This window comes from Methylobacterium sp. WL103, assembly GCF_008039885.1.
Lineage (GTDB): Bacteria > Pseudomonadota > Alphaproteobacteria > Rhizobiales > Beijerinckiaceae > Methylobacterium > Methylobacterium cerastii.
The window spans coordinates 1-1,428 of record NZ_VRUX01000846.1 but is presented as its reverse complement, the minus strand read 5'-3'; the positions used below and the strand labels follow the sequence as shown (position 1 = coordinate 1,428).

Genomic DNA, 1,428 nt, shown 5'->3' with positions numbered 1-1,428 from the left:
TGAGCCAGCCGGCGGCGCCGTCGAGGGCGCGGCCCAACGGCTCGACCTTGCGGAAGCCGCAGCAGGCCTGTCGCGCCTCCACCGAGTGGCGGAAGCCGTTGATGCCGGCGTCGCGCACGAACGCCTCTTCGGCGACGCGCTCCGGCGCGTAGGCCTGGATGCGGATGCCGTAGGCCGATTCCGTCTCGGCCCAGACATCGTAGGTCTCGGGGTAGAGGCGGCCGGTGTCCAGGGTGACGATCTCGGTCCGGCCCTTCGCCGTCGCGAGCGCGTGGGTGAGCGCCTGATCCTCGATGCCGAGGCTCGTGGTGAAGACGAGCCGGCCGGGGATCGTCGCCTCGACGAGGGCGATTCGTCCGCGCAGGTCGAGGGGTTTCATCTGGGCGGCGAGGTCGAGGGCCGCCTGGGGGCTTTGAAGGGTCATCGCCTGTTCGTTCGCGGGCCGGCACGTGCGCCGGCACTGGTTGTTCCGTGAGATGTTCGCTATAACGAACGGTGTCAAGGCGCCGCCGTACGGCCGGACGGGACTGCGCTGCACTGCAGAAGACCTTGGCAACACGCTGCGATCGGGATCGGTTGCGCGAAAATGGAAGTTCCTTCTCATGGGGGCCCTGCGCGGGCCGCATGGCGGGACGACGTCGAGACGTGAGGTTGGCCTTGGATTCGATCGACCTGAAGATCCTGGCACTGCTCCAGACGGACGCCACGCTGTCGATCGCCGCGATCGGCGAGCGGGTCGGCCTGTCGCAGACGCCGTGCTGGAAGCGTATCCAGCGTCTGGAGGCAGACGGTGTGATCGACCGGCGGGTGGCCGTGCTCGATCCCGTCAAGCTCGGGCTCGGGCTCACCGTCTTCGTGTCGATCGAGACCGCCGACCATTCGCGCGATTGGCTGGAGCGATTCGCCGGCACCGTCTCGGCGATGCCGGAGGTGCTGGAATTCTACCGGATGGCCGGCGACGTCGACTACATGCTCCGCGTCGTCGTGGCCGACATGAGCGCCTACGATACGTTCTATAAGCGGTTGATCGCGACGCTGCCGTTGAAGAACGTCACCTCGCGCTTCGCCATGGAGAAGGTGAAGTCGACCACCGCCCTGCCGCTGCCCGCCCCCCCGACCAACGGCCGCCAGATCCAGGGGCTGCCACCGACCCTGGCTGCGGTCGGAGAATAATCTTCTTTTTCGCACCGCAACGACGATCGACTCCTTCTCCAAATCGAGCGTTCTGTAAAACGGACGTTTTCCCGTTGACAGGGGCTCGCCGCCCCACGACATGGTCTGCCGATGTCACGCCAAAGCCTCCTTCCCCGCACTGCGCCGTTCGGCGACAGCGAGCGGGCCAGCCTCGACGCCGTCCTCTGCAGCGCGACGGCGATCCAACGCGCCTGGCTCGCCGGCTTCCTCGCGGGCGTCGACGCGGCCGGCGGG

General features: G+C 67.6%; 2 protein-coding genes. One reads left to right on the top strand and one right to left on the bottom strand.

Going from position 1 to position 1,428, the window contains the following annotated elements; all coding sequences use genetic code 11:
- Positions 1 to 424, bottom strand: a 424-nt coding sequence (locus FV222_RS26015; RefSeq protein ID WP_147816008.1) for a phosphoadenosine phosphosulfate reductase family protein, incomplete at its 3' end; no start/stop codon positions are given.
- Positions 425 to 657: 233 nt separating this feature from the next.
- On the opposite strand from FV222_RS26015, the gene FV222_RS26010 reads away from it, so the two are divergent.
- Positions 658 to 1,173 carry an Lrp/AsnC family transcriptional regulator gene (locus tag FV222_RS26010; protein WP_147752550.1) on the top strand — a complete coding sequence of 172 codons (516 nt, stop codon included), beginning with the start codon at positions 658 to 660 and terminating at the stop codon, positions 1,171 to 1,173.
- Positions 1,174 to 1,428 lie beyond the last annotated feature (255 nt).